24 protein-coding genes are annotated in these 25,115 nt (G+C 70.4%); 13 read left to right on the top strand and 11 right to left on the bottom strand.

The window, feature by feature from the left end; all coding sequences use genetic code 11:
• The 6 genes from IBL25_RS13770 to glpD form a co-directional block, all read left to right on the top strand.
• On the top strand, positions 1 to 557 hold a 557-nt coding region (locus tag IBL25_RS13770; RefSeq protein WP_187779116.1), incomplete at its 5' end, for an HAD family hydrolase.
• On the top strand, positions 554 to 1,645 hold the full coding sequence (gene phnD / locus IBL25_RS13765) for a phosphate/phosphite/phosphonate ABC transporter substrate-binding protein (protein WP_187779115.1): 1,092 nt from the start codon (positions 554 to 556) through the stop codon (positions 1,643 to 1,645). The genes IBL25_RS13770 and phnD, both read left to right, overlap by 4 nt.
• A gap of 26 nt (positions 1,646 to 1,671) precedes the next feature.
• Entirely contained in the window at positions 1,672 to 2,460 is a 789-nt protein-coding gene (gene phnC, locus IBL25_RS13760; protein ID WP_456315867.1) for a phosphonate ABC transporter ATP-binding protein, read from the top strand.
• Complete coding sequence (gene phnE / locus IBL25_RS13755; protein WP_187779113.1) at positions 2,457 to 3,248, top strand: phosphonate ABC transporter, permease protein PhnE; 792 nt, start codon at positions 2,457 to 2,459, stop codon at positions 3,246 to 3,248. The genes phnC and phnE (IBL25_RS13755) overlap by 4 nt, the downstream gene beginning before the upstream one ends.
• The gene (gene phnE / locus IBL25_RS13750; protein ID WP_187779112.1) at positions 3,245 to 4,066 is read left to right on the top strand and encodes a phosphonate ABC transporter, permease protein PhnE; all 822 of its coding nucleotides are present in this window, start codon (positions 3,245 to 3,247) and stop codon (positions 4,064 to 4,066) included. Before phnE (IBL25_RS13755) ends, phnE (IBL25_RS13750) begins: the two co-directional genes overlap by 4 nt.
• Positions 4,066 to 5,559, top strand: a complete 1,494-nt coding sequence (gene glpD, locus IBL25_RS13745) for a glycerol-3-phosphate dehydrogenase (RefSeq protein WP_187779111.1) — start codon at positions 4,066 to 4,068, stop codon at positions 5,557 to 5,559. The genes phnE (IBL25_RS13750) and glpD overlap by 1 nt, the downstream gene beginning before the upstream one ends.
• A gap of 48 nt (positions 5,560 to 5,607) precedes the next feature.
• Here glpD and IBL25_RS13740 read toward each other — a convergent pair whose 3' ends face one another.
• Genes IBL25_RS13740 through IBL25_RS13725 form a run of 4 tightly spaced genes read right to left on the bottom strand, consistent with a single transcriptional unit; the run spans position 5,608 to position 10,661 of the window.
• Positions 5,608 to 7,236 carry an ABC transporter ATP-binding protein gene (locus IBL25_RS13740; protein ID WP_187779110.1) on the bottom strand — a complete coding sequence of 543 codons (1,629 nt, stop codon included), beginning with the start codon at positions 7,234 to 7,236 and terminating at the stop codon, positions 5,608 to 5,610.
• Positions 7,233 to 8,063 (bottom strand): ABC transporter permease, encoded by an 831-nt coding sequence (locus IBL25_RS13735; RefSeq protein ID WP_187779109.1) that lies wholly within the window; start codon positions 8,061 to 8,063, stop codon positions 7,233 to 7,235. The genes IBL25_RS13740 and IBL25_RS13735 overlap by 4 nt, the downstream gene beginning before the upstream one ends.
• Entirely contained in the window at positions 8,063 to 9,040 is a 978-nt protein-coding gene (locus IBL25_RS13730) for an ABC transporter permease (RefSeq protein WP_187779108.1), read from the bottom strand. Before IBL25_RS13730 ends, IBL25_RS13735 begins: the two co-directional genes overlap by 1 nt.
• 7 nt (positions 9,041 to 9,047) lie before the next feature.
• A complete protein-coding gene (locus IBL25_RS13725; RefSeq protein ID WP_187779107.1) occupies positions 9,048 to 10,661 on the bottom strand; it encodes an ABC transporter substrate-binding protein in 1,614 nt (537 codons plus the stop codon).
• A gap of 196 nt (positions 10,662 to 10,857) precedes the next feature.
• Here IBL25_RS13725 and IBL25_RS13720 point away from each other — a divergent pair, with 196 nt between their 5' ends.
• The gene (locus tag IBL25_RS13720; RefSeq protein WP_187779106.1) at positions 10,858 to 12,063 is read left to right on the top strand and encodes an acyl-CoA dehydrogenase family protein; all 1,206 of its coding nucleotides are present in this window, start codon (positions 10,858 to 10,860) and stop codon (positions 12,061 to 12,063) included.
• Positions 12,064 to 12,115: 52 nt separating this feature from the next.
• On the opposite strand, the gene IBL25_RS13715 is transcribed toward IBL25_RS13720, so the two are convergent.
• Positions 12,116 to 12,868, bottom strand: coding sequence for a hypothetical protein (locus IBL25_RS13715; RefSeq protein ID WP_187779119.1), 753 nt, complete (start codon positions 12,866 to 12,868; stop codon positions 12,116 to 12,118).
• 171 nt (positions 12,869 to 13,039) lie between these two features.
• Between IBL25_RS13715 and IBL25_RS13710 the strand changes: the two genes are divergently transcribed.
• The 6 genes from IBL25_RS13710 to IBL25_RS13685 all read left to right on the top strand — a co-directional run bounded on the left by IBL25_RS13710 (position 13,040) and on the right by IBL25_RS13685 (position 18,954).
• The gene (locus IBL25_RS13710) at positions 13,040 to 14,245 is read left to right on the top strand and encodes an aspartate aminotransferase family protein (RefSeq protein ID WP_187779105.1); all 1,206 of its coding nucleotides are present in this window, start codon (positions 13,040 to 13,042) and stop codon (positions 14,243 to 14,245) included.
• Positions 14,242 to 15,201, top strand: coding sequence for an ornithine carbamoyltransferase (argF, locus tag IBL25_RS13705; RefSeq protein WP_187779104.1), 960 nt, complete (start codon positions 14,242 to 14,244; stop codon positions 15,199 to 15,201). Before IBL25_RS13710 ends, argF begins: the two co-directional genes overlap by 4 nt.
• A 224-nt stretch (positions 15,202 to 15,425) precedes the next feature.
• Entirely contained in the window at positions 15,426 to 16,610 is a 1,185-nt protein-coding gene (gene ubiM / locus IBL25_RS13700) for a 5-demethoxyubiquinol-8 5-hydroxylase UbiM (protein ID WP_187779103.1), read from the top strand.
• Positions 16,611 to 16,801: 191 nt separating this feature from the next.
• Entirely contained in the window at positions 16,802 to 17,761 is a 960-nt protein-coding gene (hslO, locus tag IBL25_RS13695) for an Hsp33 family molecular chaperone HslO (RefSeq protein WP_187779102.1), read from the top strand.
• A gap of 54 nt (positions 17,762 to 17,815) precedes the next feature.
• Positions 17,816 to 18,568, top strand: a complete 753-nt coding sequence (locus IBL25_RS13690; protein WP_187779101.1) for a hypothetical protein — start codon at positions 17,816 to 17,818, stop codon at positions 18,566 to 18,568.
• Entirely contained in the window at positions 18,565 to 18,954 is a 390-nt protein-coding gene (locus IBL25_RS13685) for a RidA family protein (RefSeq protein ID WP_187779100.1), read from the top strand. Before IBL25_RS13690 ends, IBL25_RS13685 begins: the two co-directional genes overlap by 4 nt.
• Before the next feature lie 18 nt (positions 18,955 to 18,972).
• Here IBL25_RS13685 and folE read toward each other — a convergent pair whose 3' ends face one another.
• The 6 genes from folE to IBL25_RS13655 all read right to left on the bottom strand — a co-directional run bounded on the left by folE (position 18,973) and on the right by IBL25_RS13655 (position 24,833).
• Positions 18,973 to 19,614: a GTP cyclohydrolase I FolE gene (folE, locus tag IBL25_RS13680; protein ID WP_187779099.1), complete on the bottom strand. Its 642-nt coding sequence runs from the start codon at positions 19,612 to 19,614 to the stop codon at positions 18,973 to 18,975.
• A 111-nt stretch (positions 19,615 to 19,725) separates the two neighbouring features.
• Positions 19,726 to 20,136: a Co2+/Mg2+ efflux protein ApaG gene (gene apaG / locus IBL25_RS13675; RefSeq protein WP_187779098.1), complete on the bottom strand. Its 411-nt coding sequence runs from the start codon at positions 20,134 to 20,136 to the stop codon at positions 19,726 to 19,728.
• Positions 20,137 to 20,245: 109 nt separating this feature from the next.
• Positions 20,246 to 21,136 carry an MBL fold metallo-hydrolase gene (locus IBL25_RS13670; RefSeq protein WP_187779097.1) on the bottom strand — a complete coding sequence of 297 codons (891 nt, stop codon included), beginning with the start codon at positions 21,134 to 21,136 and terminating at the stop codon, positions 20,246 to 20,248.
• 116 nt (positions 21,137 to 21,252) lie between these two features.
• The gene (locus IBL25_RS13665; protein WP_367615607.1) at positions 21,253 to 22,215 is read right to left on the bottom strand and encodes a DMT family transporter; all 963 of its coding nucleotides are present in this window, start codon (positions 22,213 to 22,215) and stop codon (positions 21,253 to 21,255) included.
• Positions 22,212 to 23,150 (bottom strand): DMT family transporter, encoded by a 939-nt coding sequence (locus tag IBL25_RS13660; protein WP_367615606.1) that lies wholly within the window; start codon positions 23,148 to 23,150, stop codon positions 22,212 to 22,214. The genes IBL25_RS13665 and IBL25_RS13660 overlap by 4 nt, the downstream gene beginning before the upstream one ends.
• Before the next feature lie 42 nt (positions 23,151 to 23,192).
• Entirely contained in the window at positions 23,193 to 24,833 is a 1,641-nt protein-coding gene (locus tag IBL25_RS13655) for a hypothetical protein (protein WP_187779096.1), read from the bottom strand.
• Between the last annotated feature and the right edge of the window lie 282 nt (positions 24,834 to 25,115).

Raw genomic sequence — 25,115 nt, 5'->3', positions numbered from 1 at the left:
CCCGCCGCATGCTGCGCTGGCAGGCGCAGCCGGAGGCCGAGCGGCTGGCCAACCAGGCCCGGCTGCATGCCCTGGCCGCCGAGGCGCTGCGCGCCGTGCCGGGCAGCGCCATCGCCGCCGACCAGCCCTTCCGCCTCTTCGACGTGGCGGTGGATTTCTGCGAGGACGCCGGCCCGCTCGGCCTCGATGCGGCGGAACGGATCGCCGAGGTGTTCCGCGCCGGCGGGGCGGAGGCCAAGGTCTCCTCCATCCACGTCAATGCCTGGATCGGCGACTGGGACAAGCGCGCCGGCATCGAGGCGCTCTTCGCCGCCCGCTTCCAGCCCTTCGCCGATGTGCGGGACACGGTCGCCTTCGCCGGCGACAGCGCCAATGACGCGCCGCTCTTCGCCGCCGTCGCCTGCTCGGTGGGCGTGGCCAATGTCGCGCCCTTCCTGGCCGATATGGCGACGCCGCCCGCCTACATCACCCGCGCCGAGGGCGGCGCTGGTTTTGCCGAATTCGCCGCCGCGCTGCTGAAGGCGCGGGGCGTCACTCCGGAGGAAAACGCCGCATGAAGACCCTGTTTCTCGCTGGCACCGCACTGGCCCTGAGCCTGGGTGGCCTGGCCATCCAGCCCGCCGCCGCCCAGGCGCCGGCCTGCGCCTTCCGCGGCGCGCTGGACGAAGCCTATTGCGATGCCAACCGCGACATGGTGGCTGACGCGCCGACCGATCCGTCCAAGCTGCGCGACCCCTCCACCATTGTCTTCACCTATACCCCGGTGGAAGACCCGGCGCTCTACGCCAGCCAGTTCAAGCCCTTCCTGGAATACCTGACGCAGTGCACCGGCAAGCGCGCCGTGTATTTCCAGGTGACCTCCAACGCGGCGCAGGTCGAGGCGATGCGCTCCGGCCGCCTGCATGTGGCGGGCTTCTCCACCGGCCCGACGGCCTTCGCGGTCAACCTCGCTGGCGCCGTGCCCTTCGCCGTGAAGGGCGATGCCCAGGGCTACGAGAGCTACAAGGTCGTCATGCTCGTGCGGGCCGACAGCCCCTACAGGACGCTGGCCGACCTGCGCGGCAAGCAGGTTGCGCATACCTCGGCCACCTCCAATTCCGGCAACCTGGCGCCGCGCGCCTTCTTCCCCGCCCTGGGCCTGAAGCCCGACGAGGACTACAAGGTTGTCTATTCCGGCGGCCACGACCGCAGCGTGATGGGCGTCAATGCCGGCGACTACGATGCCGCGCCCGTGGCCTCCGACGTCTGGACCCGCATGGTCGCGCGCGGCCAGGTGAAGCGCGAGAACTTCCGCGTCATCTGGGAAAGCGAGCCCTTCCCCACCAGCGGCTTCGCCGTTGCCAGCGACCTGAAGCCTGAACTGTCGCAGAAGATCCGCCAGTGCTTCCTGGACTATCGCTTCCCCGAGCAGATGGCCAAGGACCTGGGCGGCAACGACCGCTTCTGGCCCGCTACCTATGCAGAGCAGTGGGCCCCGGTGCGTGCCGTCGCCGATGCGGTGAACGCCCCCTACAACCGCGCCGCCTTTGACGCCGAGAGCCGGCGTGAGCTGGAGGCCGAGGCCCGCAAGCGGGCGCAGGCGCAGCAGCCCGCCGCCCCCACCCATGTCGCACCGACCGGCGCCACGCCGGCCCCGGCGCGCTGAACGGAAAAACCAGGATGTCTGCCACCATGACCGCTGCGCCCCGCGCCGCTGCGCCGGCCTCCGGCACCGTGCTCCAGATCAAGGGGCTGGTGAAGGAATATGCCGCCGGCAAGCCGGTGCTGAAGGGCATCGACGTCGCCGTGCCGGCCGAGGGGATCACCGCCATCATCGGCCCCTCCGGCACCGGCAAGTCGACGCTGATCCGCTGCATCAACCGCCTGGTGGAGCCGACAAGCGGCTCCATCACCCTCCATGGCGCGGAGCTGACCGGCCTGCGCGGGCGGGAGCTGCGGCTGGCGCGCCGGCGCATCGGCATGGTGTTCCAGGAATACAACCTGGTGGAGCGCCTGACCGTGATGGAGAACGTGCTGAGCGGAAGGCTCGGCTACGTTCCCCTCTGGCGTGCCTGGCTGCGCAAGTACCCCGAGGAAGACATCCAGCGCGCCTTCATGCTGCTGGATGCCGTCGGCCTGCCGGAGCACGCGACGCGGCGCGCCGATGCGCTTTCCGGCGGCCAGCGCCAGCGCGTGGGCATCGCCCGCGCGCTGATGCAACGCCCCGAGATCCTGCTGGCCGATGAGCCCACCTCCTCCCTCGACCCCCGCACGGCGGTCGAGGTGCTGGAGCTGCTCACCCGCCTGACGGCGGCCGAGGGCGTGCCGGTCATCATCAACATCCACAATGTGGATCTCGCCAAGCGCTATGCGCGCCGCATCATCGGCATGTCCGGCGGCAGCGTGATCTTCGACGGCCCGCCGGAGGAGCTGGAGACGCACCACCTGCGCGCCATCTACGGCGGCGAGGACTGGCTGTGAGCGCCACCACCTCCCAACCCCGCCGCATTGCCTTCGCCCCCAACTGGGCGATGCGCGCGGCATTGCTGGTGCTGGCGGTCTATACCATCTGGGCCAGCACCCGCCTGGGCCTGACCTGGGACCGCGTGGCCCATGGCATGGGCGAAGGCGGCCGCCTGCTCGCCCGCATGGTGCCGCCGAATTTCGAGCGTTGGCAGCTGCTGCTGGAAGGCCTGCTGGAGAGCCTGCAGATCGCCGTGCTGGCCTCGGCCATCGGCATCCTGATCTCGCTGCCGCTCGGCGTGCTGGCGGCGCGCAACCTGTCCCCGATCTGGATCGCGGGGCCGGTGCGCGCGGTGATCGCGGTCTGCCGTTCGCTGCACTATGTCATCGTCGCCATTCTCTTCGTGAAGGCCATCGGCTTCGGCGCGCTGGCGGGCACGGCGGCGCTGGTGGTGGCCTCGGTCGGCTTCATCGCCAAGCTTTTCGCCGAAGCCATCGAGGAAATCTCGATGAAGCAGGTGGAGGCCATCCGCGCCACCGGCGCCAACGTGATGAAGGTGCTGGCCTATGCGGTGCTGCCGCAGGTCTCCTCCCGCTTCATCGGCTTCTGCCTCTACCAGCTCGACAGCAACCTGCGGAATTCCACGCTGGTCGGCATCGTCGGCGCTGGCGGCATCGGCGGCACGCTTTTCGCGGCCTTCAAGCGCTTCGACTATGACTTCGTGGCGGCCATCCTGCTCGCCATCATCGCCCTCATCTTCCTGGCCGAGATCATCTCCGGCCGTGTCCGGGCCGCCCTGCGATGAACAGCATCACTCATGACCCCGTGGCGCCGCTGCGGCGCGAATGGCAGCGCCACACGCCGGCCCAGCGCATCTCGCGCTGGCTGGTCTGGCTGCTCTGCATCGCAGCCGTGGTCTGGGCCGTCCGCAGCATCGACATCATTCCGGAATTCCTGGCGGATGCGCCGGAACAGATGGGTGACATGCTGCTGCGGATGTGGCCGCCCGAGCTGTCGCACTACTACCCCGAGGTGCATAACGCGCTGATCGAGACGCTGCATATCGCGACGCTCGGCACCGTTTTCTGCTTCGTGCTGGCCGTGCCGCTGGCGCTGCTCGCGGCACGCAACATCTGCACCATCCGCCCGCTGAACGCGCTGGCGCAGCTCGGGCTGGTGGCCTCGCGCTCCGTCAACTCGCTGGTCTGGGCGCTGCTGTTTGTGGCCATCTTCGGCCCCGGCGCGGCGGCGGGTGTCTTCGCCATCGCCTTCCGCTCCGTGGGCTTCGTCGGCAAGCTGCTGGCCGAGGCGCTGGAAGAAACCAACCCCGGCCCGCGGGAGGCGCTGCGCGCCGCTGGCGCACCCTGGGGCGCGGAGATGCTGAAGGGCGTCTGGCCGCAGGTGCAGCCGGCCTTCTGGGGCATCGCGCTCTTCCGCTGGGACATCAACGTGCGTGAAAGCGCGGTGCTGGGCCTGGTCGGCGCCGGCGGCATCGGCCTTGTGCTCGACGACGCCATCAACTTCTTCCAATGGGAGCGCGTTTCCACCGTGCTGCTGGCCATCCTGGTGGTGGTGCTGCTGGCCGAGATCGTCGTGAACCGCGTGCGGGCGAGGCTGATCTGATGCGCGACAGCGTGGACCTGCTGGTGATCGGTGGCGGCGCCAATGGCGCCGGCATCGCGCGGGACGCTGCGGGGCGCGGCCTTTCCGTGCTGCTGGTGGAGCGTGGCGACCTCGGTGGCGCCACCTCCTCCGCCTCCTCCAAGCTGGTGCATGGCGGGCTGCGCTACCTGGAGCACTACGAGTTCCGCCTGGTGCGGGAAGCCCTGGCGGAACGCGAGGTGCTGCTGCGCCTGGCGCCGCATATCGTCTGGCCCATGCGCTTCGTGCTGCCGCATGTGCCAGACATGCGCCCGCGCTGGATGCTGCGCGCTGGCCTCTTCCTTTACGACAACCTGGCCAAGCGCGTGACCCTGCCGGGCAGCGAGGCGCTGGACTTCCGCCGCCACCCCTGGGGCGCGCCGCTGAACGGCGCCGCCACCCACGGCTTCGCCTATTCCGATGCCTGGGTGGAGGATGCGCGGCTGGTGGTGCTGAACGCCCGGGACGCCGCCGCGCGTGGCGCCGAGATCCGCGTCCGCACCGCCTTCACCAGCGCCCAGCGCGGTGCTGATGGCTGGACCGTGACGCTGACCGCCGAGGATGGCGCGACGCAGACGGTGCGCGCCCGCGCCATCGCCAATGCCGCCGGCCCCTGGGTGATGCAGGCGCTGGAAGATACCGGCGTGCAGGCGCCCGACCGCATCCGCTTGGTGCGCGGCAGCCATATCGTGGTGCCCGCGCTCTACGAGGGCAGCCAGGCCTATATCCTGCAGAACGACGACCGCCGCGTGGTTTTCGTGATTCCCTATGAAGGGCGCTTCACGCTGATCGGCACCACCGACGTGCCGCACGACCCCGCCAGCGGCCCGCCGCGCTGCACGCCGGAGGAAGCGGCCTATCTCTGCCGCGCCGTCTCCCGCCAGTTCCGCAAGCCGGTGACGCCGGAGGATATCGTTTGGACCTATTCCGGCGTCCGCCCGCTGCATGACGACGGCGCCGAGAATCCCTCGGCCGTGACGCGCGACTATGTGCTGAAGATGGACCGCTCGGCGGCGCCGCTGCTGTCGGTCTTCGGTGGCAAGATCACCACCTTCCGCCGGTTGGCGGAGGATGCGGCGACGCAGCTCTGTGAGGCCCTAGGCCAGCCGCGCCCCGCCTGGACCGCCGGCGCCACCCTGCCCGGCGGCGACCTGGGCGGCCGGACGGTGGAAGCCTTCCTGGCCGAGGCCGCCCGCCGCTATCCCTTCCTGGAGCCGGCACGGCTGCGCCGCCTGTTCCATTGCTATGGCGGGGAGCTGGATGCCGTGCTGGGCCATGCCCAGAGTGCCGCCGATCTTGGGCAGGACCTCGGTGGCGGTATCACCGAGCGCGAGCTGGAATGGATGGTGCGGCAGGAATGGGTGCGCGCGCCGGAAGACGCGTTGTGGCGCCGCACCAAGCGCGGGCTGCACATGACGGAAGCGGAGCGGGAGCAGTTCGCCCGCGCCTTTCAGCAGGTGCGCCAGGCCGCCTGAACCGGAGCGCGCCGCCGGAACCCGGGTTCCGGCGGCGCCCCCTCTGCCTCACGCCACCGCTTCCGCCCCATAAGCCACCGGCGGCGTCCATCCCTGCCCCGGCACGGCCGCGAAGAGCGCGCGGGTATATTCATGCCGCGGATTGGCGAAGATCTCGGCGGTGGGGCCGTGTTCCACCACCTCGCCCTGGCGCATCACCGCGATACGGTCGCAAAGCTGCGCCGCCACGCGCAGGTCGTGGGTGATAAAGATCATCGACAGGCCCAGCCGCGAGCGGAGTTCCGCCAGCAGCTTCAGCACCTGCGCCTGCACCGAGACATCCAGCGCTGAGACCGGCTCATCCGCCACCAGCACTTCCGGCCGCATGGCCAGTGCCCGTGCCAGCCCGATGCGCTGCCGCTGCCCGCCGGAGAATTCATGCGGGAAGCGGTCCAGCGCCGACGGGTCCAGCCCCACCAGTTCGAAAAGTTCCCGCGCCCGCGCGAAGGCTTCGGCGCGCGGGGTGCCATGCACGATCGGCCCCTGCGCCACCAGCTCGCCCACCCTGCGGCGTGGATTCAGGCTGGCATAGGGGTCCTGGAAGACCATCTGGATGCGCCGCGCATCCCGCCGCAGCTCGGCGCGGGAAAGCGCCAGGCGGTCCTGGCCTTCGATCAGGATCTTGCCTTCCTCCGGGTCCAGCAGCCGCACGATGCAGCGCGCCAGCGTGGATTTGCCCGAGCCGCTTTCCCCCACGATGCCCAGCGTGCCGCCACGCGGCAGGTCCAGCGTCACGTCCCGCACCGCATGCGTCACGCGCCGGTTGCGGCCGAAGAAGCCGGACTTGCGATAGGTCTTGGAGAGATGCTCCACCCGCAGCACCGGCTCATCCGCCAGCGGCTGCGCGGGGGGCGGCACCAGGGGTGGCACGGCGGCCACCAGGGCGCGGGTATAGGGGTGGCGCGGGTGGTTCAGCACCTCGGCGGCGGTGCCCTGCTCCACCACCTCGCCATGGCGCATCACCGCCACGCGGTCGGCGATATCGGCCACCACGCCGAAGTCATGCGTGATGAAGAGCACGGCCGTGCCGGTGCGCCGCTGCAAATCGCGGATCAGTTCCAGGATCTGCGCCTGGGTGGTCACGTCCAGCGCCGTGGTCGGCTCGTCGCAGATCAGCAGCACCGGGTCCAGCGCCAGGGCCATGGCGATCATCGCGCGCTGGCGCTGGCCGCCGGAAAGCTCGTGCGGATAGGCCTTGGCCGCGGCGGCGGGCTCGGGAATCCGCACCTGTTCCAGCAGTTCCAGCACCTGGGCGTCCCGCTCGGAGGCGGAAAGCGGCGTGTGGATGCGGAACATCTCGGCGATCTGGCTGCCGATGGTGCGCAGCGGGTTCAGCGCCGTCATCGGTTCCTGGAACACCATGCCGATGCGGGCGCCGCGCAGCTTGCGCATCTCGGCCTCCGGGATGGCCAGCAGGTCACGGCCCTCGAAGAGGATGCGCCCGTCCTCGGCCCGCACGCCCTCAGGCAGCAGGCCCATCACGGCGCTGGCGGTCATGGACTTGCCGGAGCCGCTCTCGCCGACGACGCAAAGGATCTCGTTGGCGTCCAGGTGCAGGGACACGTCACGCAGCGCATGCGGCCGGTCGCCGCCCTTGGGCAGCGCGACGGTCAGCCCCTCGATGGAGAGCAGGCTCATCGGGATTTCAGCCTCGGGTTCAGCGCGTCGTTCAGCCCCTGCCCGACCAGCGAGACCGCCAGCACCGTGAGCAGGATGGCGACGCCCGGGATGGCGGAGACATACCATTGCACGCGCAGCACGCCCTTGCCCGCGCCGATCAGGTTCCCCCAGGAGGGCACGTTGGGGTCGGAAAGGTTCAGGAAGGCCAGCGCGCTTTCCAGCAGGATCGCCACCGCCATGATGACGCTGGCATAGACGATGATGGGTGGCAGCGCATTGGGGAGGATTTCGCGGAAGATGATGCGTGCATCCCCCATGCCCAGCACGCGGCAGGCCTGCACGAATTCGCGGGAGCGCAGCGACAGAAACTCCGCCCGCGTCAGCCGGGCCGAAGGCGGCCAGGAGACGATGCCAATGGCGACCGTGACGGTGGTGATGTCGGAGCCGAAGACCGCCACCAGCACCAGCAGAAGAATGAAGTTCGGCAGGGTCTGGAAGGCTTCGGTGACGCGCATCAGCGCATCGTCCACCCAGCCGCCGTAGAAGCCGGCGACGGCCCCCACCACGATGCCGATGGCGATCGAGATGGCGGTGGCCACCAGCCCGATCAGCAGCGAGACGCGGGCGCCATGGAAGATCTGCGCCGCGATGTCGCGCCCGGTATTGTCGGTGCCCAGCCAGAAGCGCGGCGAGGCGCCCGGCCATTGCAGCGGCCGCCCGGCGAGCGAGAGCGGGTCGCGCGGGAAGACCCAAGGCGCGCTGATGGCCATGGCGATGACCAGCAGCAGCAGCACCAGCCCGATCAATGCCGCCGGGCTGCGGAGGTAGCGACGAAGAAAGCCCATCAGCGCCCCGATACGATGCGCGGGTCGAGCTTGGCGTAAAGCAGATCGACCACGAAATTCACGAAGATCACCAGCAGGGCGGACACGAAGACGATGCCCAGCAATGTGTTCAGGTCCCGCTGCACCACCGATTCATAGGCCAGCCGCCCCAGTCCCGGCAGGTTGAAGACGCTTTCCACCACCACCGAGCCACCCAGCATGGTGCCGGCCTGCAAGCCGATCAGCGTCAGCCCCGGCAGCAGCGCGTTGCGCAGCACATGGCGCATCAGCACGCCGGTCTGGCTGAGGCCCTTGGCGCGGGCGGTGCGCACGAAATCCAGGCTCAGCACCTCCAGCATCGAGGCCCGCATGATGCGCAGGTAGGTGGCGAGGAAGATCAGCGCCAGCGTCGTCACCGGCAGCACCAGATGCCAGGCGATATCCGCCACCCGCGCCAGGCCGGTATAGCCGGAGCCGATCTCCTCGAAGCCGCCGGAAGGCAGCCAGGAGAGTTTGATGGCGAAAACCACCACGCCCATCATGCCGAACCAGAAGGAGGGCGTGGCGTAGAAGATCAGCCCCAGGGTCGAGATCAGCGCATCCGGCCATTGGTTCGCCCGCCGCGCCGCCACCACGCCCAGCGCCATGCCCGCCGCGAAGGCGAAGCAGAGGGAGGTGCCCATCAGCAGCAGCGTCACCGGCAGCCGCTCCAGGATCACGTCTGAGACCGGCTTGCCGTAGATGGCGGAGAAGCCGAGATCGAGCTGCACCAGCCGCAGCAGGTAGCGCGTGAGCTGCACCAGCACCGGCGCATCCAGGCCATAGAAGGAGCGGAGCTGCTCCATCATGGCCGGATCGCCGCCGCCCATCTGCGCCATCAGCGCATCCACGGTGTCGCCCGGCGCCAGCTGCAAGAGCAGGAACAGCCCGACCAGGATCAGCAGCAGCGTCGGCAGGCTGGCCGCCAGCCGGCGCAATGCCAGGGCAAGGATGCGCATCGGCCGATCAGCCCGGCAGCAGCCAGGTGTCGTGCCAGTCGCCGGAATCCCAGCGCGGCGAGGTATGGTGGTTCTGCACCTTCTTGCTCGTGACGGCGTAGAAGGGCCGCTCCGTCAGCATGGCCACCGGGATCTCCTCGTTCACCGCCTTGACCCAGTCGGCATAGAGGGCCTTCCGCTTCGCCGGGTCCAGCTCGGTGGCGGCCTGGTCGATCAGCGCATCCACCTTGTCGGACTGCCAGCCATACTGGTTGGTCCAGGGCGCGCCCTTGGGGCTGCCGGAGCGGTACCACACGGTGGTCGAGACCGCCGGGTCGCCGCGATACTGGTGCCAGCCGGTGGCGAGGTCGAAGTTCCAGTCGCGATAGACCGCCGTCAGCGCCCCGGCGATGTCGAGCTGCACGATATCGACCCGGATGCCGACCTGCTGCAGCGACTGCTGGATATAGGTGGCCAGCAGCGGCACATCCTCGCCGTTCTGGATCGGCACGATCCTCAGCGTGAAGCGGACACCGCCGGCGCCGCGCTTGTAGCCGGCCTCGTCCAGCAGCGCCTCGGCCTTCTTCTTGTCGAAGGGATAGGGCACGGCGGAGTCCGCCGGGTAGAATTCCTTGGACAGGGAGGGGATAGGTCCCGTCGCCGGCTTGCCCAGCCCGTAGAGGAAATTCTCGAGGAAGAAGGGCACGTCGATGGCATGCACGATGGCGCGGCGCACGCGCACATCGGACAGTTCCTTGCGCCGCGTGTTGAATTCCAGCGTGTTGTTGAAGACATTCGCTTCCACGCCGCGGGTCGAGACCTCGAAGCGGTCGTCGCTCTTCAGCCGGTCGATATCCGCCAGCGGCAGGCCGTTATAGGCGGAAAGCTGCACCGCCCCCGTCTCCAGCGCCGCCGTGGCGGCGGAGCGGTCGGTGATGAAGCGCCAGACGATGCGGTCGAGATAGGGGAAGCCCTGGCGCCAGTAATCCGGGTTGCGCTCCGCGATCACGTACTGGCCGCGCTGGTATTCCACGAACTTGTAGGGGCCGGTGCCGATGGGCGCGGTATTGGCCGGGTTCTCCAGCACATTGCTTCCCGCGAAGACATGCTTCGGCACGACATAGCCGAGATCGCAGAGCGCGCGCAGCAGCAGGTCCAGCGGCATGGGGCGGGAATAGCGGAAGACGGCTGTTTGCGGGTCCGGTGTTTCCACGGCATCGAGGTAGAGCTGTAGCGTGGTGCCGTAGTTCAGGTGCACCTTCCACTGTTCCATGGCGGAATACTGCACATCGGCCGAGGTGAAGGGCTTGCCGTCATGCCACTTCACCCCTTCGCGCAGCTTGAAGGTGATGGTCTTGCCATCCGGCGCGGCTTCCCAGGAGGTCGCCAGCACGCCTTCCGGCTTGCCGGAGGCGCCGAGGTCCACCAGCGGCTCGATGATCTTGCTGGTGATGATGTAGACGCCGGTGGAAGCCCGCAGCGCCGGGTTCAGGATGCGCTGCTCGGAGCCCAGATGCACGGTGAAGACGCCACCCTTGCGCGGTGTGGCGGCACCCTGGGCGGCGGCGGGCAGCGCCGGCATGGCGCCCGCCAGCAGGAGCCCGGCGCCAGACAGCAGTGCCTCGCGGCGTGTGATCCTCATTGGCCTGATCCCTATCTCGGTTGCGCACGACAAACCGGCAAAGTGGAATTTTGTCAATGACGGCTATGAAGCGTGAAATCGACTGCTTATCCTTGACGGGATGGTGGCGCGTTTCTGGCAGGTCGTCCATCATTGCGGCAGGGTGCCTCCCGTCGCCCCAAGCTTCCTTCCCCCTGTTGCTCCGAAGGCATCGCCGATGCTGAGAACCGAAGGCCCCTGCTCCGCCCTCGCCCTTGCCGATGGCCTGGCCCAGCGCTTCGCCGCCCGCGCGAGGCAGGAGGGCGAGCACGGCTTCCCGCACCAGAACCACCGCGAGTTGCATGAGCAGGGCTACCTGCGCCTGCTGCTGCCGCGCGACCATGGCGGCACCGAGGCGGGGCTGCTGGACATGGTGCAGGCGCAGGAGCGGCTGGCGCGTGGCGATGCCGCCACGGCGCTGATCACCGCCATGGCCGCCGTGGTGATGGGCAAGCTGCGGGAAGAGCGCCCCTGGCCGGAGGAAGTCTTCGCCGAGGTCTGCGAGGCCATGCTCCGCCAGGGCGGCGGCATCAACAGCTGCGTCACGGAGCCGGAGCTGGGCAGCATCTCGCGCGGCGGCGTGCCGCGTTCCCGCGCCACGCCAGCGCCGGGCGGCTGGGTGGTGGAGGGGCACAAGATCTTCGTCACCGGCGCGCCGGCACTGCGCTGGTTCCTCACCGCCGTGGTGCTGCCGCCCAGCAGCGCCGCACCGGATGGCGAGGTGGCAACGGCCATCGTCGGCGCCGGTTCCCCCGGCCTGCGGATCGTGGAGACCTGGAACGACGCGCTGAGCCTGCGCGGCTGCGGCAATTCCGATGTCTTCTACGACAAGGTCTTCGTGCCGGAACACATGATGGTGGAGCGGCGGCCGATCGGCACCCCTTCCGGCTCCGCCAGCGGCAAGGCCAGCGCGCCGGGGCTGGGGCCGTGGTCGCTGACAGTGGCGGCGGTTTATCTCGGCGTCGGGCAGGCGGCGCTGGAAGCGGCCTGCGATTACGCCAACAATCGCGTGCCCACCGCGCTGGGGCGCCCCATCGCCGAGCAGGTGCATATCCAGCAGCGCATCGGCGAGATGCAGGCGGCGCTGCTGGCCGCCCGCGCCATGCTGCACGAGACCGCCCGCGCCTGGGTGGAGCAGCCGGAGCTGCGCCCCGCCCTGCCCGCCCGCATCGCCGCGGCCAAGTACCTCTGCACCAATGCCGCCTGCGCCGCCACGGAGAGCGGGCTGCGCGTGGCCGGCGGCTTCAGCCTGACCAGCGCCCTGTCGCTGGAGCGGCATTTCCGCGATGCCCGGGCCGGCCTCTTCCAGCCACCTCAGGATGACCTGGCGCTAGGTGTGATCGGCCGGGACGCCCTGGCGCAGTTCCGGCGCAAGCCGGCCTGACCATCGGGCACGAAAAAGGGCGGCCGGGGCCGCCCTTTCCCGCACCGCCCGCTTAGCGGGGGGCAGCCGTGGTGCCGCCGGTGGCCTCCGGCGTGCTGCCGCCCTGGTTCTGCGGCGAAGTGCTGGGCGGCGTGGAAGGCCGGTTGCCCGGCGGCGTGCCGGTCTGGCCCTCGGTCGCCCGGCCCATGGAGGAACCCGTGGGGGCGGAGGGTGTCATGTTCGGGCGGGTATTGTCGCCCGGTGCGCTGGCGGTGCCCGGCGGGCGATTGGTGCCGGAGCTGCCGTTGCGGGCGCCGCTGTCGGTGCCGCCATTCTGTGCCGCCCGGTCCGCCGCGCGGCCGGCGGCGGTGCCCGGCGGGTTGTTCGGCGTGCCATCGGAATTCTGCGGATAGGCGCCGGAGGTATTGGTGCCCGCCGCGCGGTCCAGCGAGCGGGTCGCCGCTGTGCCGGGTGGGTTGCTGCCGGGCTGGGCGTTGGAATTGTTGTCCGAGGTGGCGCGGTCCATCGCCCGGCCCACGGCGGTGCCCGGCGGGTTGTTGGGCGTGCCGTCGGAGTTCTGCGGATAGGCGCCGGAGGTATTGGTGCCCAGCGTGCGGTCCAGCAGGCGGGTGGCGGCGGTGCCGGGGGGGTTATTGGCATCGCCGGGATTCGCCGTGGTGCCGGCATTGCCGGTGCCGTTGTTCAGGCTCGGCGCGGGATTGGACGGCGTGGGCGAGGCTCCCGGCTGGTTGGCGGGCTGCGCCTGGGCGATGCCGCCCAGGCCGATCAGTGCCGCCGAGGCCAGGGCGATCATGGAATTCCGCATGCGTGGTCCTCCGTATCCTTATCGGGGCCGCCAGGGCGGCTCTGGCAGGGAAACGCCGCGCGCCAAGGGCGGTTGCCGCGCCGGCCGGTTTGCGGCACCATGCCCAATTCCCGTGGCTGGAAGCCGGACGATCGTCGCCCGACCCCCATGGGATGCGGAGCCTGAGACACCGTGATCCCCGCCCTGATGCCGACCTACAACCGTGCCGACCTCGCTTTTGAGCGGGGCGAAGGCGCCTGGCTGTGGACCACGGACGGGCGACGATTCCTGGATTTCGGCTCCGGCATCGCCACCACCTCCATCGGCCATGCGCATCCGCACCTCGTGCGGACCATCGCCGAGCAGGCGGCCAAGGTGATGCATACCTCGAACCTCTACCGCGTGCCGCAGGCCGAGCGCCTGGCGCAGCGGCTGGTCGATACCAGCTTCGCCGACAGCGTCTTCTTCGCCAATTCGGGTGCCGAGGCGAATGAGGGCATGATCAAGGCGGTGCGGAAGTACCACGCCGAGAACGGCCACCCCGAGCGCTTCCACACCATCTGCTTCGAGGGTGCCTTCCACGGCCGCACGCTGGCCACGCTCTCGGCCACCGGCAACGAGAAGTACCTCGCCGGCTTCGGCCCGCCGGTGCAGGGCTTCGACCATGTGCCCTTCGGCAACATGAACGCGGTGCGGGACGCCATCGGCCCGCAGACCGCCGCGATCATGATCGAGCCGATCCAGGGCGAAGGCGGCGTCCGCCCCGCTGACCTGCGCTTCCTGCAGGAGCTGCGCGCGGTCTGCGACGAGTTCGGCCTGCTGCTGGCGCTGGACGAGGTGCAGACCGGCATGGGCCGCTCCGGCAAGCTCTGGGCTCACCAGTGGGCCGGGATCGAGCCGGATGTCATGTCCTCGGCCAAGGGCATCGGCAGTGGCTTCCCGCTGGGCGCCATCCTGGCCAAGGAACACGTCGCCAAGCACCTGAAGCCCGGCACCCATGGCACTACCTATGGCGGCAACCCGCTCGCCTGCGCCGCCGGCAATGCCGTGCTGGATGTCATCCTGGCCGATGGCTTCCTGCAGCAGGTGGACGACACCGCCCGCTATCTGTGGGACAGCCTGAACGCCCTGGTCTCCCGCCACCCGCAGGTGGTGACGGGCGTGCGCGGCGCCGGCCTGCTGCTGGGCCTGCAATGCGTGCCGGAGATCACCAATGGCGACATGCAGGCCGCTGCGGTGGCGGAAGGGCTGCTGACCGTCGCCGCCGGGCAGAACGTGCTGCGCGTGGCGCCGCCGCTGATCATCACGCGCGAACACGTGGATGAGGCCGTGGCGGCGCTGGACCGGGCCTTCACCAAGGCGGCCGCCGCGCTGCGGGAAAAGGCGCCGGCCAAGTGAGCGCGGCGCTGAGGCCGGTGGATCAGGGGGGGGCCGCAAGGCCCTCCCCTCGTCACTTTCTGGAACTGTCGGATTTCGACGCGCCCACCCTGCGCCGCATGCTGGACCTGGCCGCCAGCACCAAGCGCGGCGACATGGCGGACAAGCCCCTGGCCGGCAAGACGGTGGCGCTGATCTTCGAGAAGCCCTCCACCCGCACCCGCGTTTCCTTCGAGGTCGGCATCCAGCAGCTCGGCGGCCATGCTGTCGTGCTCTCTTCCAAGGACATGCAGCTCGGGCGCGGGGAGACGGCGGCGGATACGGCCAAGGTGCTGTCCCGCTATGTCGATGCCATCATGCTGCGCACCGACAGCGTGGCGAAGCTGCGGGAACTGGCGGAACACGCCACCGTGCCGGTGATCAACGGCCTGACGGACGTGTCCCACCCCTGCCAGCTCATGGCCGATATCCTGACCTTCGAGGAACATCGTGGCCCCATCGCCGGGCAGGTCGTGGCCTGGCTGGGCGATGGCAACAATGTCGCCCGAAGCTTCATCCAGGCGGCGGCGCGCTTCGGCTTCACGCTGCGCCTCGCCACCCCGCCGGAACTGGCGCCGCCGGCGCAACTGGTGGACTGGGCGCGCCAGGAAGGCGCGAGCATCGAGCTGACGGCCGACCCGGTGGCCGCCGTGCGCGGCGCCCGCTGCGTGGTGACGGATACCTGGGTCAGCATGTCGGACGAGAAGGAGGGCGGCCCGACGGCCCGCCACAACCAACTCGCCCCCTACCAGCTCAATGCGGCGCTGATGCAGCATGCGGCGCCGGATGCGGTGGTGATGCATTGCCTGCCGGCGCATCGTGGCGAGGAGATCACCGCCGAGGTGATCGACGGGCCGCAGAGCGTGGTGTTCGACGAGGCCGAGAACCGGCTGCACGCGCAGAAGGGCGTGCTGCTCTGGGCGCTCGGCGCCGGCTGACTGGCGGCGGGGCGCAGCGGCCCCGCTTCCTCTTTCTGATTCCAGCTGCACCTTGGCGGTATGGACGATTCTCGGCCTGCTGAGCCCGCGGGAGATGATGGAGGATCTGCTCTTCCTCGCCCGCTTCAGGGCCGTCCCCGCGCCCTGAAGAAGACGCACACATACCGGTGACAGGGCCTGCCGCCGCGCCTATGTGAAGGGCGATCCAGTCCGGGGGCCGTGTCATGCAATTCGATGTCGTGATCGTGGGGGGTGGCCCGGTGGGGCTCGCCTTCGCCGGCTCGCTCTCCGGCGCCGGGCTGCGCGTGGCGGTGGTGGAACCGCAGCCGCGCGAGGCCCTGGCCGCGCCTGCTTTCGATGGGCGGGAGATCGCCCTCACCCACCGCTCGCAGGAGATCCTGCGCCAGCTCGGCGCCTGGGAGCGCATTCCGGAGGAGATCCCCTCCGCCCTGCGGGAAGCCCGGGTGCTGAACGGCGGCTCCCCCTATGCGCTGCGCTTCGATACCACGGGGCGGCAGGCGGCCGAGTTGGGCAAGCTGGTGCCCAACCACGTCATCCGCCGCGCGCTCTTTGAGGCTTTGCCGGCCGAGACCACGCTGCTGACCGGCCACCGCGTCACGGCGCTGGAGGCCGATGCGGAAGGCGCCCGGCTGGCGCTCTCCGATGGCCAGCGCATCGCGGCCAAGCTGGTGGTGGCGGCGGACAGCCGCTTCTCCACCCTGCGCCGCCTCGCCGGCATCGATGCCGAGACGCTGGATTTCGGCAAGGCCATGCTGGTGGCCCGGCTGCGCCACACCCTGCCGCATGACCACATCGCGACGGAATGGTTCGACTACGGCCAGACCATGGCCATGCTGCCGCTGAACGGCGACGTTTCTTCCGTGGTGCTGACCCTGCCGCCGGCCGAGATCGCCCGGCTGAAGGAGGTGGATGGCGCCGAGTTCAGCGCCGAGATCACCCGCCGCTACCGTGAGCGCCTGGGGGCGATGGAGCTGATCAGCACCCGCCACACCTACCCGCTGGTGGCGGTCTATGCCCGCCGCTTCGCCGGGCGGCGCCTGGCGTTGCTGGGGGATGCGGCGGTGGGCATGCATCCCGTCACCGCCCATGGCTTCAATTTCGGCCTGCATGGGCAGGATATCCTGGCCCGCCGCGTCAAGGCCGCGCTCTCCGAGGGCCGGGACTTCGCCGCCGGCCCGGTGCTGCGGGGCTATGAAGCCGAGCATCGGCAGGCCACGCGGGGCCTCTACCTCGCCACCAATGCCACGGCGCTGCTCTATACCAGCGACCGGCTGCCGGCGCGGGTGCTGCGCGGCGCGGCGCTGCGGCTGGGCAACCACCTGCGGCCGGTGCGGGGGGCCATCGTCTCCCGCCTCATGGAAGAAGACGGGGCTGGGGCGCGCGCCTGATATTGCTCGCCCCATCGCATCCGGGGCCGATCCTTCCTATCTAGCGCGGGACACTGTGCAGGCCGTGCCCCGCACTTCCCCGGCATGGCCCGCCGCCACGCCACCCGACAGACCCGCCCGGCGCCACCGCGAAGCCCTTGCCGGCCCTCGCGTGGTGCATTGTTGGGCCCCAGCATGAGATAAGGCTCCGCGTGACCGACCCTACCCTGCCCCACGCCCCGCATGACCACGACCGCCCCCCGGTGCCCAATGTGACGGTGCCGCAGGGCGTGCAGCCCTTCCACCTGCGCGACAAGCCCGTGCGCGGCCGCCTGATCCGCCTGGGGGCGCTGGCCGAGGCGCTGCTCTCCCGCCACAACAACCCGGATGTGGTGAAGAAGCTGACCGCCCAGGCGCTGGCACTCACCGCCGGCCTCGCCACCGCGCTGAAGTTCAACGGCAGCTTCAGCCTGCAGGGCAAGGGCGACGGCGCCGTGCCGATGCTGCTGGCCGATTGCACCGATGCCGGCACCCTGCGTGGCTATGCCCGCGTGGACGAGGACAAGCTGGCCCTGCTGAACGGCGCCGATGCCGAGGCCGGCGCCCTGCTGGGCAGCGGCTACCTGGCCTTCACCGTGGACCAGGGCCCCGGCATGGACCGCTACCAGGGCATTGTGGCCCTGGAGGGCGAGACGCTGGCGGAGATGACCGGTCATTACTTCGAGACCTCCGAGCAGCTGGCCAGCCGCGTCTGGCTCGCCGCCGGCCGCACCAAGGCCGGCTGGCGCGGCACCGCGCTGATCCTGGAGCGCGTGGCCGGCGAAGGCGGCATCGACCCCATGATGAACGCCGCTGAGCAGGACGATGCCTGGGAAACCGCCCTGATCCTGGCCTCCACGCTGAAGGAGGAGGAGATGCTGGACGACGCCCTGGCGCCGGAACAGCTCCTCTACCGCCTCTTCCACGCCGAGGGGCTGGTGCTCGACCGGCCGCGCCCGCTCTCCTACGGCTGCCGCTGCTCCCGCGCCCGGCTGAGCTCGGTGCTGGAAGGCTTCGGCGACGAGGATCTGGACGAGATGACGCAATCGGGCGAAATCTCCATGACCTGCGAGTTCTGCAACACCACCTTCCGCTTCGCGCGGGATGAGGTGAAGGGAGCCTCGCGCCACTGACCGAGCGCAGCGTATGGGGGAGATAACGGGATGACGGCCAGCAGGACGCCGAGGATGACACGCCGGCGCGCGGCACTCTTGCTGCCATTCCTGGCAGCGGCCTGCGCTTCCGGCGATACCACGCCGCCGCTGCAGGGCCCGCCCCGCTACGACTACCTGACGCCGCTGCGCCTCAATGTTCTGGATATCGAGGTGCTGGAGCCGGGCCCCGGCCCGGCCTGGCGCGTCGATCCGCCGGCCCCGCTCTCCCCTGTGGCGCTGGCGGTGCAGATGGGGCGGGAGCGCCTGGTGCCGGTCGGCACCACCGGCCGTGCCCGCTTCATGGTCGATTCGGCCACGCTGATCCGCGAGGTCGCCAGCGCCGGCGGCCTCTTCGCCCAGCAGACGGAGCGGCTGACCTGCATGATCCATGTGCGGGTGGAGATCCTGGGCGGCGACGGCCGCCGCGTCGGCTTCACCGAGGCCGAGGTGCGCCGCAGCGCCACCCTGCCCGATGAAGGCCCCGCCAGCCGCGCCCGCGCCGCCGACCAGATCGTGCGGCAGGCGATGGACGACCTGAACGTGGAATTCGAGTTCCAGATCCGCCGCAACCTGCGGGACTGGCTGATGACCGGCGAGCCCGGCGCCGTGAGCGCCGCGCCGATCCAGCAGGAAAGCCTGAGCGGCAGCCCGCTGGCGCCCGAGGCCACGCCCGCCGCGGCTCCCACTGAGCCCATGGCGGCGCCCGCCATGCCGGCCGCGCCCGCCGGCACACCGCGCTACGCGCCGAACCTGGTGCCCAATCTGGCGCCGCCGGTGCGGCCGTGAGCCGCGTCAGCTTCAGCAACCCGCCGGGGGTGCCCGCCCCCGCTGGCTTCTATTCCCAGGCCGCGCTGGTGGAGGGCGCCGGGCGGCGACTGGTCATCGCGGGGCAGATCGGCGTGGCGCCGGATGGCGGCGTGGCGGAGGATGCCCCCGCGCAGATGCGGCAGGCGCTGGCCAATCTCGGCACGGTGCTGGCCGCGCATGGCATGGGGCCGCAGAACGTGGTGCGCGTGCTGGTGCTGCTGACCGACCGCGCGCATCTGGGCGAATGGCGGCAGGCGCGCAACGCCTTCTTCGGCGAGCATGCGCCGACCAGCACCCTGATGGTGACGGCCGGGCTGGCCGATCCGCGCTTCCTGGTGGAGGTGGAGGCCGAGGCGGTCGACTGAACCGCCCGGCGACCGGCCTTAGCCTTCCAGCCCGCCGGCGCGCGGGGCGCCGATGATGGCCAGGAATTCCCGCCGCGTGGAGGCGTTCTTGCGGAAGGCGCCCAGCATGCGGCTGGTGACCATGCCCACGCCCGGCTTATGGACGCCGCGCGTGCTCATGCACTGGTGCGATGCCTCGATCACCACGGCGACGCCGAGCGGCTTCAGCACCTCGTCGATGGTGTTCGCGATCTGCGCCGTCAGCTTCTCCTGGATCTGCAGGCGCTTGGCATAGATCTCCATCACCCGGGCCAGCTTGGAGATGCCGACGACGCGTCCGCGCGGCAGATAGGCGATATGCGCCCGGCCGATGATGGGCACCATGTGGTGCTCGCAATGGCTCTCCAGCCGGATGTCGCGCAGCACCACCATCTCGTCATAGCCGTCCGTTTCCTCGAAGGAGCGGGCCAGCAGCTCGACGGGGTCCTCGTGGTAGCCGGAGAAGAATTCCTCATAGGAGCGCACCACGCGGGCGGGGGTATCCACCAGCCCTTCCCGGTCCGGGTTGTCGCCGGCCCAGCGCAGCAGGGTGCGGACGGCGGCCTCGGCTTCCTCCCGCGTCGGGCGCGGCTCGGTGGTGAGGGCGGCTTCAGCCGCGGTGGGCGGGGCTTGGATATTCACTGCCAGATGATCCGTGCCTGGGCCCGGGAAGTGATGCCGGACCGGAGTTCCAGATAATTGCGGTTTCAAGATGGGCGGCGGCGGCGGCCGAACAAGCTTGGCCGCGTGGGTTCAGTGCACCGCCCCGCCTCCCATCGGGCTGTCCAGGCTGAAGGCCGGGATGGCGACATCGAAGGGCTCGCCGCTGTCGCACTCCACCATGTGGAAGGTGCCGCGCATGAAGCCGCTGGGCGTCGAGAGCGGCGTGCCGGAGGTGTATTCGAAGCTCTCCCCCGGCTCCAGCACCGGCTGCTCCCCGACCACGCCGGGGCCATGCACCTGCTGGGTGCGGCCCATGGCATCGGTGATCAGCCAGCTGCGCTTCATCAGCTGCACCGTGACCGCCCCGCCATTCTCGATCGTGACGCGATAAGCCCAGACGAAATGCGCCTCATCGGGCTTCGATTGGTCTTCCAGGTAGAAGGCCCGCACGGAGACGCGCACATCCCGGGTGACGGCGGTGAACAGCGGCGGTTCGATCATGCCTGGCCCTTCTGAGCGTGGCTGGCGACGAAGCTGATGGGATAGACGCCAGGGCGCCGCCAATCCAGCACTCTTCACACATGGCGGTGCTGCGTGGCAGGCGGCCGCATCAACCGGCGATGTGCCAACCCGGGGCCTCGTCCCCACTGACGCGGCCCTCGGCCCGCAGCTTCAGCAGATGCGCCAGCAGGCTATGGCCGGCGGCGCGGGTCAGACGCGGGTCCAGATTGCCGTAGACGGCGGGCACCAGCGCCTCGGCCGTGGCGCCGGGCTGGAGGCGCAGGGCGGCGAGCACCAGCGCCTCCCGCTCCCACCGATGCGCCAGCAGGGCATGCAGCAGCGGGCCGGGCTCGGGCAGCGGTGCACCATGGCCCGGCAGCATCAGCGCCCAATCCGCCGCCGCGGCACGCGCCAGTGCCGCCATGTAGGAGGCCATGTCGCCATCCGGCGGCATCACCACGCTGGTGGAGCAGCTCATGGCATGGTCGCCGCTGAAGAGGATGCGGGTGCCCTCCAGCGCGAAGCAGAGGTGGTTGGCGCAATGGCCGGGGGTATGCAGCGCGGTCAGGCGCCAGCCCTCGCCTTCCACCACGCCGCCTTCCGGCAAGAGGTGGTCGGGCTGGAAGTCGTGGTCGCCGCCTTCCCCGCCCTCGCCCGGCGGGGTCATGTGCGGGCCGAAGCCGAAGGTGGCGGCGCCGGTGGCCGCCACCAGCGCGGGCAGGCCGCCGGTATGGTCGCGGTGGGTATGGGTCACCAGGATGCGTTCGATCCGCTCCCCCGCCACGGCGGCCGTAAGGGCGGCGAGATGCGCCTCGTCACGCGGCCCGGGGTCGATCAGCGTCACCGCCCCTTCCCCCAGCAGGTAGCTGTTGGTGCCCATGAAGGTGAAGGGCCCCGGATTGTCGCAGCGGATGCGGCGGATGCGCGGGCCGCCGGGCAACCCCAGTTCCTCCACCGCGCCGGGCGCCAGGGAATCTTGCTTCAGGAAGGGAATGCTCATGCGCCGCCACCCGCAGGATGTTGCAGTGCAGAGGGCACGATCCTGCCGCGCCTGTCCAGGCGGTAGCGGCTTCCGCCTTGGCCTTTCGGATGCTTTCCAGCCGCCTCACTGGGACCTCATGCGGCGGCGGGCCGGGCGCGCCGCCGCATCTCCCGTTGCAGGATGTAGAGGCCGGCGGTGACGATCAGCGCCGCGCCCAGCAGCATGGTGACGCCCGGCACATCCCCCCAGAACACCCAGCCGAAGAGCGCCGCCCAGAGCAGCGCCGTATAGGTATAGGGCCCCAGCGAGGAGACCTGCGCGCTGGCGTAAGCCTCGGTGGAGAGAAGCTGGCCGATGCCGCCCACCATGCCCACTCCCAGCAGCAGCAGCCATTCGGAGGGCGTCGGCGCCACCCAGACAAAGGGCAGCGCCAGGGCGCTGATGCCTGTCATCAGCAGCGACTGCCAGAGCACGATGGTGGCGCTGCTCTCGGTGGCCGAAAGCTGGCGCACCAGCAGCGTGGTGCCGGCCGCGAAGACGCCATGGCCGACGGCGGCGACATAGCCCGCCGCCATCACCCAGGCCGCCAGGCCCGGCGGCGCGATGCGCGGCTGCCCCAGCAGCCCCGGCCCCAGCGCGATCACCAGGATGCCCAGGAAGCCGATGCCCACCGCCGCCCAGCGATGCGGGCCCGGCCTTTCCCCCAGGAAGGGAATGGCCAGGAGGGTGGCGAAGATCGGCGTGCCATAGGTCAGCGCCTGCTGTTCCCCCAACGGCAGCACGGTGGCCGAGAAGAACATGCAGCAGGTGGCAGCCTGCCCGGTGCAGGCGCGGCCGAGATGGCCGCGGAAGCGTCGCGTGCGCAGCGTGGCACGGTTCCGCACCGCGATCAGCACCACCACCGGCAGCGCGAAGAAGGAGCGGAAGAAGACAATCTCCAGGAAGGGGATGGTGCCGCCCATCAGCTTGGCCAGCACCGCCATCAGGGAGAACATCAGCGTGGAGAGCAGGATCATCGTGGCGCCACGGCGGATGTCGTGGCGCACGGGCGGCGCGGGGCGGAGCGGCGCCTGCGTGGCGGGCGAGAGGGCGTTCACCGTCCCTCCCCCAGCCGCGACTGCCGGGCCCGCAGCCGTTCCCGGTGCAGGTTGTAGAGGCCGGCGGCGATGACGATGCCGGCGCCCGCGAAGGTGCTGGGCGCCGGCCAGTCGCCCCAGATCATCAGCCCGATCGGCAGGCTCCAGATCAGCGGGCTGTATTCGAAGGGCGCCAGCACCGAGACGGGCGCGATGGCGAAGGCGCGGGCGAAGAGCATATGCGCCATCGCATTGCCGCAGCCCAGCGCCGCCAGCACCAGCATGGTGTCGCCGGAGGGAAAGAGCGAGACGGGCGGCGGAAAGAGCGGCAGCAGCACCAGCCCCACCGGGATATGCGCCACCATCAGCCAAAAGGTGATGGTGGCCGGCGTATCCGTGCGCCCCAGCACGCGCGTCCAGAGGCGGGTCAGCGCCATCAGCGCCACGGCGACCAGCATGACGCCGACCTCCCAGCGCCAGAGCGCGCCGCCGGGCTGCAGCATTACCAGCACGCCGCCGAAGCCCACCAGCGTGCTGGTCCAGCGCCGCCAGCCCACCTGTTCCCCCAGCAGCGGGATGGCCAGCAGCGTCATGACCAGCGGCGAGACGGAGGAGACGGCATAGCTGTCCGCCAGCGGCATGCCGAGGAACCAGGCGGCATAAAAGGCGCCGGAGACGACGCAATGCAGCAGGCTGCGCGTCGCCACCAGCCGGCCATTCACCGGCATCAGCCCGGACAGGCCGGTGCCCTGCATCCGCGCCACCGCCGCCATGGTCATGGCGCCGAAGACCCCGCGCCACAACATGGCACCCGCGATGCCGACCTCCGGCAAAGCCCATTTCACGGCGGCATCGGCGCAGGCGATGATGGCATAGCCCAGAGCCACCAGGAGGATGCCCCGCGCCGCGTTGTCCAACCGCTTGGGCGCGGCGGTGGTGGCCATGGTGTCAGGCACCGGCCGGCGCCCCCGTGGCGCGGCCGTGGAAGTGGGGCAAGCTCAGTCCTCCCGTTCAAACAGCATGTAGCCGGCGATCTCGCCGGTCTGGCGGTAATGGCGCCATGTCTCGGCAAAGCGCGGATGGCGGCTGAAATAGGCGATCATGTCGAAGGGCTGCCCGGCGCACCACGAGATATGCGCGTCCCGCGCCACCAGCACGGCCACCGGCGGCGTTTCCGCGAAATCCTGCGCCACGCCGTCGAAGAGGTAGCGCTCGGCCGGCCCCATCTGCTCCGGCGCGCGGAAGCGGGCGCCATCCGCCGGGCAGGTGGCATAGACGGCCTGCAACAGCCAGGTGCTCATGAAGCGCAGCACCGGCTGGTTCTCGGCATAGTTCAGTGCCGGATAGGCCGGGTAGATGTCGGGGGAGAGCACCAGCAGGCGGCCATCCGGCGCCTCCTTCTCCAGCCACTCCGCCAGCCGGCCGACGGGGTCGTTGCGGTAGTTGAACTCGCGCCAGGGCGCCTCGCCGCCGCGCATCACCAGCAGGGTCAGGGCGATGCAGGTGCCGGTGGCCAGCAGCGGCGCCACGCGGCCGGCGGTGCCGGCGGGCAGCAGCGCATCGGTGGCGCGCGCCATCGCCAGGCCGCAGAGCAGCCCGCCCCACATCCAGACCGGCACCACGTGGTAGCTCCAGCCCTTGTGCTGCACCAGCGCGGCCAGGAAGCCGCCCAGCACCGCCGCCGCCATGACGCGCGGCAGCCACCCCAGGCTGCGCGTGCCCGCCCAGGCCGCCAGCGCGACCAGGGAGACGGTGGCCAGCATGGCGGTGAAGAGCTGCTCCGTCAGCAGCACCCGCCACCAGGAGGTGCCGCCGAGATCCACGTAGAAATCCCAGACCAGCGGCATCACCCGGCCGAAGTAATCCGGGAAGCCGATGACGATCACCAGCAGGTAGAGCAGCCAGAGCCCCGCCAGCCCCCAGGGCACGGGGTCGCGAAAGGAGGCCGCCCAGCCGCGCCGCCGGGCGCCGGCCAGCAACACCACGGCCTCCACCAGCGCCGGCACGGCCAGGAAATGCGGCTTCAGCGCGAAGCCCACCGCCGCCAGCAGGGTGGTGGCGCCCACCACCGCCCAGCCGGGGCCGGTGGCCGAGGCGCGCCAGCGCAGGCCGGCCGGCGCCATCACATGGCCGATGCCGGGTAAGGCCGCGGGCAGGCCGGGCGCCGCGCCCTCGATCCGCCGTTCCGCCAGGAAGAGGTAGGGCAGCGCGGCGGCGGCCATGAGTTGCTCCCGCTGGCCGAAGTCATAGCCCGCCAGCAGCAGCACCAGCGGCAACAGCGCCAGCATCATCGCGGCTTCGGCCGCGCCGCGCGGCGGGCTCATCCGGTGGCAGAGCCAGCCCACCAGCCCGCAGAAGAGCAGCAGCAGGAGCAGCAGCGCCTGCACGGCATCCAGCGGCGTCCAGGCGGCCAGCAGCGCCGGCGGCAGGTTCAGCAGGAAGATCAGCGGCGGGTTGACGTCGATCAGGTCGGAATACAGCACCTCCCCCGCCACCATCCGCTCGGCGAAGGAGAGCACGGCGGCCACGTCCTGGTTCAGCGGCGGCGAGACCACCAGCACCAGGAACAGCAGGGCAGGCAGAAAGGCGGGCAGCAGTGCCAGCCAGCCGCGGGTCTTTCGGGGGGAAGGATCGTTCATGCGCGGCCGTTATCCTGACCCGGCGGCGCGGCGGCATCCAGTGGCCAGCCGTGCCATTCGGGCACGGCAGCGTGATGAACCACCATTGCGGCGGAGTTCGGGCGCTGTCACAAGCTGAACTGTGGAACGCAACGAATATGTCCTGATGGACACGGCCGAGGATGGGATGTGGTGGTACCGCGCCGCCCATGCCGAAGTGCTGGCCGCCCTGCGGGCCCGCCCCGCGCCGCCGGGCCTGCCGCTGCTGGATGCCGGCTGCGGCACCGGCGGGCTGTTGCGCCG

The organism is Pseudoroseomonas ludipueritiae, assembly GCF_014490445.1.
Lineage (GTDB): Bacteria > Pseudomonadota > Alphaproteobacteria > Acetobacterales > Acetobacteraceae > Pseudoroseomonas > Pseudoroseomonas ludipueritiae.
This window is presented reverse-complemented; position numbering and strand designations above follow the sequence as displayed.